Source organism: Macromonas nakdongensis (assembly GCF_002837145.1).
GTDB classification, from domain to species: domain Bacteria; phylum Pseudomonadota; class Gammaproteobacteria; order Burkholderiales; family Burkholderiaceae_C; genus Macromonas_B; species Macromonas_B nakdongensis.
This window is the reverse complement of sequence record NZ_NWMV01000037.1, coordinates 1-6,360: the sequence shown is the minus strand read 5'-3', so window position 1 is coordinate 6,360 and position 6,360 is coordinate 1. Positions and strand designations below refer to the sequence as shown.

The window sequence follows — 6,360 nt, the reverse complement described above, 5'->3', positions numbered from 1 at the left end:
CCCGCAGCGCCTTGGGCGCCGACGCCGCGGCCCAGCGGCGGGCCAGCCAGCGCCTGCAAACCTGGACCGCCCTGCACCCCCGCGACGCCTCGGCCTGGCAAACCCTGGCCAGTCTGCACCAGGCCCTGGGCCAAGCCGTGCGTGCCGCCCGCGCCGAGGCCGAAGCCCGCCTGGCCCACCTGGACGCCCCGGGGGCGCTGGAGCGCTTCAAGTCGGCCCAGCAACTGGCGCGGGGCGGCGCCGGTGGCGACCACATCGAGCTGTCCATCCTGGACGCCCGCGTGCGCGACACCGAACGCCTGGTGCGCGAGCAATTGCGCGAAGCCGAAGCCCGTTGAGCCGCGGGCCTTCCCGCCGGCGGCCCACACCGGCGCCGGCAACGGGCTATCATCGCCACCCCTGAGGCACGCAACCATGGCAGGCATCCACATCACCGACATCGAGGCGGCCATCAATTTCTGGCGCGCCCGCAGCCCCTCGCCCGACGGCGTGTCGCTGCCCCCCGAAACCCGCGCCCTGGCCGAGGTGTACGCGCTCATGGTCTATTACCACGCCGACGAGGCCGATGCCGACACCATGCCGCGCCCCGCCTATGCCGCCTGGAAGGTCTGGTACGACACCACGCCCGACACGCCCTGCATCGCCATCTGCTCCACCAGCCAGGGCGACGAACTGTGCAAGGGCTGCGGCCGCACCTTCGACGAAGTGCAGCGCTGGCCCGAGATGACGCCGGTCGCCAAGCGCGCCACCTGGCGCCGCATCACCCTGGACAGCCTGGCCTGGCGCTTCAACACCTACGCCGAACGGGCGGTGGAAAACCGCCCCACGGCGGCCGATGGGCCGCCCGCCGCCTGAGCGGGCTTGCGGCCCCGCCATTCGCACCCGCCGGGGCGATGGCCCACAAAAAAAGCCACCGCGGTGGGGCGGTGGCTTCGGTGGAGCGCGGGGCGGTCAGACGCGCTGCGCCAGCGCCACCGCCTTGCCGATGTAGCTCGCAGGCGTCATGGCCAGCAGGCGGTCTTTGTCGGCTTGCGGAATGTCCAGCGAGACGATCAGGCCGTGCAGCGCTTCTTTGGTCACGCTCTTGCCGCGGGTCACTTCCTTGAGCTTTTCGTAGGCGCCCGGCACGCCGTAGCGGCGCATCACGGTCTGGATGGGCTCGGCCAGCACTTCCCAGGCGGCGTCGAGGTCGGCGGCCAGCGCTTCCTCGTTCAACTCCAGCTTGTTCAGACCGGTCATCAGCGACTGGTGCGCCAGCACCGCGTAGCCCAGCGCCACGCCGATGTTGCGCAGCACGGTGGAGTCGGTCAGGTCGCGCTGCCAGCGGCTGATGGGCAGCTTTTCGCTCAGGTGCTTCAACAGCGCATTGGCCAAGCCCAGGTTGCCTTCGGCGTTCTCGAAGTCGATCGGATTGACCTTGTGCGGCATGGTGGACGAACCGATTTCGCCCGCCTTGAGCTTTTGCTTGAAGTAACCCAGCGACACATAACCCCAGATGTCGCGCGCCAGGTCGATCAGGATGGTGTTGCTGCGTGCCACGGCGTCGAACAGCTCGGCCATGTAGTCGTGCGGCTCGATCTGGATGGAGTAGGGCTGGAAGGTCAGGCCCAGGCCGATCTTGGCGTCGGCGGGTGTGTCGGCGGTCGGCTCGGGCGTTTCCACCACGGCGCGGGCAAAGGCTTCCCAGTCGAACTCGGGCCAGGCGCTCAGGTGGGCGTTGTAGTTGCCCACGGCGCCGTTCATCTTGCCCATGAGTTTGACGTCAGCGATCTTGGCGCGCACGCCGGCCAGGCGCACCGCCACGTTGCCCAGTTCCTTGCCCACGGTGGTGGGGCTGGCGGTCTGGCCGTGGGTGCGGCTCAGCATGGGCACGGCGGCGAAGGTGTGCGCCATGCCGCGCAGTTTCTCGATGATGCCGTCCAGGCCCGGCAGCAGCACCTGGTCGCGCCCGGCCTTGATCTGCAGCGCGTGGCTGGTGTTGTTGATGTCTTCGGATGTGCAGGCAAAGTGCACGAACTCGCCGGCCTTTTGCAGCTCGGGCCAGCCGTCGAAGGCGCCTTTGACGCCCATGGCGGCGTTGCCACGGATCCAGTACTCCACCGCTTTTACGTCGTGGTTGGTGGTTTTTTCGATCGCCTTGATGGCTTCGGCGTCGGCCGGGCTGAAATTGGCGACGACGCTGCGCAGGTGGGCGCGGGCGGCGGCGGACAGCGGCAGGAATTCGGCGAAGCCGGCGTCGCTCAGGTGCTCGAACCAGGCCAGTTCGACCTGCACGCGGCGGTGCATGTAACCGTACTCGCTCATGAAGGGGCGCAGCGCGGCCAGTTTGCCGACGTAGCGGCCGTCCAGCGGAGACAGGGCGGTGACCGGGGAAAATTCAACGGTGGTGGGTGCTTGCATGATGGCCCCGATTGTAAAAGCCCGGCCCGAGGGCCCCGCCCCGCTGGCTAAAATGGCCGCCCAGGGACACTCCACACCAAACATGAAACTGATCGGCTCCACCACCAGCCCCTACGTGCGCAAAGTCCGCATCGTCATGGCCGAAAAGAAACTCGAATTCCAGTTTCTGGAGGAAGACGTGTGGTCCGCCCAGACCGCCATCGGCGACGCCAACCCCCTGGGGAAGGTGCCCTGCCTGGTCATGGAAGGCGGCGAGGCGGTGTTCGACTCCCGCGTCATCGTCGAGTATCTGGACACGCTCTCGCCCGTGGGCAAACTCATCCCCGGCAGCGGACGCGAGCGCGCCGAAGTCAAAACCTGGGAAGCCCTGGCCGACGGCCTGATGGACGCGGCTATCCTGGCCCGGCTGGAGGCCACCTGGGGTGGCCGGGCCGAGGGCGAGCGTTCGCAGGCCTGGATCGACCGGCAACTGGGCAAGGTCCACCAGGCCCTGCGCGCCATGGCGCGCGGTCTGGCCGACAAGCCCTTCTGCCACGGCATCCACCTGTCGCTGGCCGACGTGGCGGTGGGCTGTGCCCTGGCTTACCTGGATTTCCGCTTCCCCCAGATCGACTGGCGCCACGAGCACCCCAACCTGGCCAAGCTGTACGACAAGCTGGCCCAGCGCCCCAGCTTCCAGGACACCCGACCGCCGGTCTGAGCGGTTGGCCGGCCAGGACTGACCGGTGGCGGTCCCTGCGCAAGAAAAGGTGCTGCGAAGCCCCCCGGAGCAAGAGGAGGAGGGAGGGAGGAGGAGAATCGCCCTCGGGGGTGTCTGCGACCACAAGGGTCGGCTGGCTTCGCAACACAGCTAAACGGGGAGGGCGCGCCGGTGGGGCGGCCATCTGCGGTGTTGGTGTGGCGGTGCCAGGCCAAAGTTCCCGTCTCAGGTGGGGACTTGGCGCCAGGAGTGCAACAAAATGTGAGCCGATGGTGCCGCGCTCATGACCTGCGTCAAACCCTGGACGGGCTCCGTGTGCATACTGGGGGCTGTATTCAGCAGGAGTTGGCATGAGCACCTTCGACCACCCCGGCCTGATCCAGGGCATCAACGAATGCCTGGGGCCATTCCGCAAAACCCAGTCCGATGCGATGAAGGGCTTTGCCCAGTTGGCCCAGGCCTCCATGGCCGAAGGCGCCCTGAGCACCAAGCACAAGGAACTGATCGCGCTGGCCATTGGCGTGAGCCAGCGTTGTTCGGGCTGCATCGGGTTCCACGTCAAGGCGCTGCACAAGCTGGGCGCCACCCGCGGTGAGCTGGAGGAAATGCTGGCCGTGTGCGTGTACATGGGCGGTGGCCCGGCGCTGATGTACGCGGCCGAGGCGCTCAAGGCCTGGGACACGCTGGGCCCGGCCGCGCAAACGGCCTGACACCGCCCTGCCTGCCATGACCGAAGCCCCTGCGCCGGCCCTCACCGGGCCCACCTTGTGGGCGATGACGCGGCCGGGTTTTCTGGTGATCACCGCGGTGGCGGTGCTGCTGGGCTGGGCGACCGCCGCGCACAGCGGCTTCGATGGGGGCCGCGCCCTGGCCACGCTGGTGCTGGCGCTGCTGGCCCACGCCGGCGCCAATGTGCTGAACGATTACCACGACGCCTGCAACGGCGCCGACGCGGCCAACACCGAGGGCCTGTTCCCCTTCACCGGGGGCAGCCGCCTGATCCAGCGCGGCCAGGTGTCGGTGCGGACCACGCGCGCCGTGGCCTGGGGCTTGCTGGGCCTGGTGGCTCTGGGGGGCTTGTGGCTGGCGGCACACAGCCGCGGCGGGCTGTGGCTGATCGGGCTGAGCGGCTTGCTGCTGGCCTGGGCCTACTCGGCGCCGCCCCTGCGGCTGATGACGCGCGGCTGGGGCGAACTGGCCGTGGCCCTGACCTGGTGGCTGGTGGTGCTGGGGGCCGACTACGTGCAGCGCCAGGCCTTCTTCTGGCTCCCGGCCTGCAGCGGGGTCGGTCTGGCCTTGCTGGTGGCCAACATCCTGCTCATCAACGGCGTGCCCGATGCCGCGGCCGACCGCCGGGTCGGCAAGCTCACCCTGGCGGTGCGCCTGGGGCCGAGCGGGGCGGCGGTGCTGTACGCCAGCCTGGCGCTGATGGCCCACGCCTGGCTGGCCCTGGGGGTGTGGGCCTGGGCGCTCCCGGTGCCGGTGCTGTGGGGGTGCTTGTCGGGGCCGTTGTCCGCCGCGGCCGCGCTGCTGCTGTGGCGGCGGCGCCTGCAGCCGCAGCGCCTGGCGCCGGCCATCGTGCTCACCATCGCCGCGGCGGTGCTGCATGGCCTGGGCGTGGCCGCGGGGTTGGCCCGCCTGGCGTGGCTCGGGGGCTGATGCGCCGACCGGGGGGGTGTGGTGCGCGCGAATCCGTTAAGGTAGGCGCATGCTGGTCCTGCCCTTGCCCTCCCCCTGGTGCCCCGACACCCGCGACATCGTCCGGCACGCGGTCGCGCCGGACACGCTGTCGTGGCTGCGGGAGGCGGGTTCGATCACGGCCCGGCTGCGTGCGCGCTGGCCGACGCTGGCGGTGGAGGTGCTGGACGAGGGCCTGCGCTCGCCCGCCGCGGACGAAGGCGAATGCCTGGGCCTGGCGGCGGATGCGGCTTGCTGGGTGCGCGAAGTCCGGCTGCAGGTGCCGGGCCAGGTGCTGGTGCGCGCCCGCACGGTGATCCCCGACTGGGGGGGGCACAACCCCTGGCAAGCGGTGGCCACCCTGGGCCGGCGCCCTTTGGGGGAGTTGCTGTTCAGCCTGCCGGGGCTGCAGCGGTCCCCACTGGAGTTCGCGTGGGTCGGCCTGCGGCCGCAGGCCGGCACCGAGCGTGCCTTGGCCACCCCCGCCCGGCGGCGCGTTCACCGGCGTGGCGGCGCCCCCTTGCTGCTGACCGAAGCCTTCGATTTTCTGGCCGCCCCCGTCACCGGTGCCATCCGGCCCGCGGTGGCGCCGCCTGCGCCCCATTCCGTATGATGGGCCCCTACCCGTTTCGAGACCCCCTTCCATGGCCACCTCCCCCGACAACCTGAGCATGGCGCTGTTTTGCGACTTCGAGAACGTCGCCCTCGGCGTGCGCGATGCCAAGTACGACAAGTTCGACATCAAGAAAATCCTGGAGCGCCTGCTGCTCAAGGGCAGCATCGTGGTGAAGAAGGCCTATTGCGACTGGGAACGCTACAAAGGGTTCAAGGCCACCATGCACGAGGCCAACTTCGAGCTGATCGAGATCCCGCACGTGCGCCAGTCGGGCAAGAACTCGGCCGACATCCGCCTGGTGGTGGACGCGCTGGACCTGTGTTACACCAAGAGCCACGTCAACACCTTCGTCATCATCAGCGGCGATTCGGACTTTTCGCCGCTGGTGTCCAAGCTGCGCGAAAACGCCAAGCAGGTGATCGGCGTGGGGGTGAAGCAGTCCACCTCGGACCTGTTGATCGCGAACTGCGACGAGTTCATTTTTTACGACGACCTGGTGCGCGAAAGCCAGCGCCACCAGGCCCGCTCCCAGCCGGCGGAAGCCGCGCCGCGCCGCACGCCGGAAGAGGAACGCCAACGCAAGGACAGCCTGGAGGCGCGGCGCAGCCAGGCCATCGAGATGGCGGTGGAAACTTTCGAGGCCCTGGTGGCCGAGCGCGGCGACACGGGCAAGATCTGGGCGTCGATGCTGAAGGAGGCGATCAAGCGCCGCAAACCGGACTTCAGCGAGGGCTATTACGGCTTCCGCACCTTCGGCACCTTGCTGGAAGAGGCGCAGGCGCGCGGCCTGCTGGAGTTTGGGCGCGACGATAAATCGGGGGCTTACGTGTTTCGCCGCAGCGGTGCGACGCCGGCCGTGCCCGAGCGTCCGGCGGCCGAGCGTGCCAGCCCGGACCGGGTCACCCCCGAGCGCGCCGAAGGGCCGGTGGAGCGCCCGGTGGGCAGCTATTTCCACCAGCCTGCGACC

7 protein-coding genes and 1 pseudogene are annotated in these 6,360 nt (G+C 69.4%); 7 read left to right on the top strand and 1 reads right to left on the bottom strand.

What is annotated here, in order from left to right:
* Both CON77_RS15115 and CON77_RS06465 read left to right on the top strand, forming a co-directional pair.
* Window positions 1-338: pseudogene (locus CON77_RS15115) on the top strand (M48 family metalloprotease); the annotation flags it as partial.
* 76 nt (window positions 339-414) lie between these two features.
* Complete coding sequence (locus CON77_RS06465) at window positions 415-855, top strand: DUF3717 domain-containing protein (RefSeq protein WP_101048315.1); 441 nt, start codon at window positions 415-417, stop codon at window positions 853-855.
* Window positions 856-951: 96 nt separating this feature from the next.
* On the opposite strand, the gene purB is transcribed toward CON77_RS06465, so the two are convergent.
* A complete protein-coding gene (gene purB / locus CON77_RS06460) occupies window positions 952-2,400 on the bottom strand; it encodes an adenylosuccinate lyase (RefSeq protein ID WP_101048314.1) in 1,449 nt (482 codons plus the stop codon).
* 82 nt (window positions 2,401-2,482) lie between these two features.
* Here purB and CON77_RS06455 point away from each other — a divergent pair, with 82 nt between their 5' ends.
* The 5 genes from CON77_RS06455 to CON77_RS06435 all read left to right on the top strand — a co-directional run.
* Complete coding sequence (locus tag CON77_RS06455) at window positions 2,483-3,100, top strand: glutathione S-transferase C-terminal domain-containing protein (protein ID WP_101048313.1); 618 nt, start codon at window positions 2,483-2,485, stop codon at window positions 3,098-3,100.
* A 350-nt stretch (window positions 3,101-3,450) separates the two neighbouring features.
* The gene (locus CON77_RS06450; RefSeq protein WP_101048312.1) at window positions 3,451-3,810 is read left to right on the top strand and encodes a carboxymuconolactone decarboxylase family protein; all 360 of its coding nucleotides are present in this window, start codon (window positions 3,451-3,453) and stop codon (window positions 3,808-3,810) included.
* A gap of 16 nt (window positions 3,811-3,826) precedes the next feature.
* On the top strand, window positions 3,827-4,759 hold the full coding sequence (locus CON77_RS06445; RefSeq protein WP_198552283.1) for a prenyltransferase: 933 nt from the start codon (window positions 3,827-3,829) through the stop codon (window positions 4,757-4,759).
* 49 nt (window positions 4,760-4,808) lie between these two features.
* Entirely contained in the window at window positions 4,809-5,390 is a 582-nt protein-coding gene (locus tag CON77_RS06440) for a chorismate--pyruvate lyase family protein (RefSeq protein ID WP_101048310.1), read from the top strand.
* A gap of 31 nt (window positions 5,391-5,421) precedes the next feature.
* Window positions 5,422-6,360: NYN domain-containing protein (locus CON77_RS06435; protein ID WP_157826857.1), on the top strand; the 939-nt coding region annotated here is incomplete at its 3' end.

Bases quoted from the DNA above. Each gene is read 5' to 3' on its own strand.
- CON77_RS06465 (WP_101048315.1), top strand. From the start codon at position 415: ATGGCAGGCATCCACATCACCGACATCGAGGCGGCCATCAATTTCTGG.
- purB (WP_101048314.1), bottom strand. From the start codon at position 2,400: ATGCAAGCACCCACCACCGTTGAATTTTCCCCGGTCACCGCCCTGTCT.
- CON77_RS06455 (WP_101048313.1), top strand. From the start codon at position 2,483: ATGAAACTGATCGGCTCCACCACCAGCCCCTACGTGCGCAAAGTCCGC.
- CON77_RS06450 (WP_101048312.1), top strand. From the start codon at position 3,451: ATGAGCACCTTCGACCACCCCGGCCTGATCCAGGGCATCAACGAATGC.
- CON77_RS06445 (WP_198552283.1), top strand. From the start codon at position 3,827: ATGACCGAAGCCCCTGCGCCGGCCCTCACCGGGCCCACCTTGTGGGCG.
- CON77_RS06440 (WP_101048310.1), top strand. From the start codon at position 4,809: ATGCTGGTCCTGCCCTTGCCCTCCCCCTGGTGCCCCGACACCCGCGAC.